Origin of the sequence: Brevibacillus sp. MCWH, assembly GCF_013096935.1 — a bacterium.
GTDB lineage: Bacteria > Bacillota > Bacilli > Brevibacillales > Brevibacillaceae > Brevibacillus > Brevibacillus aydinogluensis.
In genome coordinates this window covers 1-739 of sequence record NZ_SDLF01000077.1, presented here as the reverse complement: position 1 = coordinate 739, position 739 = coordinate 1, and the positions used below count along the sequence as shown (strand labels likewise).

The 739-nt window shown below is 29.8% G+C and carries 1 protein-coding gene; it reads left to right on the top strand.

Translation table 11 applies throughout. The annotated features are described in order from the left end of the window. Nucleotides 1-338: 338 nt before the first annotated feature. A partial coding sequence (locus ETC00_RS19420) for a hypothetical protein (RefSeq protein ID WP_171567695.1) occupies nucleotides 339-739 on the top strand: 401 nt, incomplete at its 3' end.

Below are 739 nucleotides of genomic sequence, written 5' to 3'. Positions count from 1 at the left end.
CCGTTTGACATTGAGTCCATCCTTTTTTACCGGTATCAGCAGGCGATGAGTACGAACGTAGAATAAAGCAATTTTATTCATTTTATGATGAACTTCTAGAGCTTTATAACGGTCAAATAGACTTAAATACGATAAAGTATGAATTGACCTACAAAGAGGCTCTTTTATTAAGAGATGTACGTATAGAGCGTAAGAAGAGGGAGAGGGAAGAAATTGAGCGTGAACGTCAAGAAGAAGAGAGAAGACGTTCGAGGGAGAATGCTAGAAACTCTATTCTTCTCCCTTAACCCCTTTTCCTGTTGATACAAAGAAATAAAGAAAGAGGGGTAAACAAAAAAATGAGTAAAAATGTAATTGAAGTATTTAATCAGCTAACTCATAATGAGTTGGCTGATTATTCAATTTTTCAAGAAGTTTTAGGAAACCATTATGAAAAATTCAAATATTTTTATTTTATAACCAAAAATTTTCCAGATAAAGTTACTAATAAAATAAAAAGAATTACATGTTTATGTGAAAGAAATTGTCTTAAAATTATTGTAAAATTTAGTGATAATAAAAGTCCTAAAAACTATTGTGAAATATTTAATGATAATGTAGGTACCGACATGTATGAATTTAAAGACTACTTTATCGTAAATGTCGAAAAAAATGACGATAACAGCGTTCTTATTGTAATACATTGTGATAAAGTATTGCAGGAGGAGGATATTTATGAAGATAGATTTAATTCCTATTA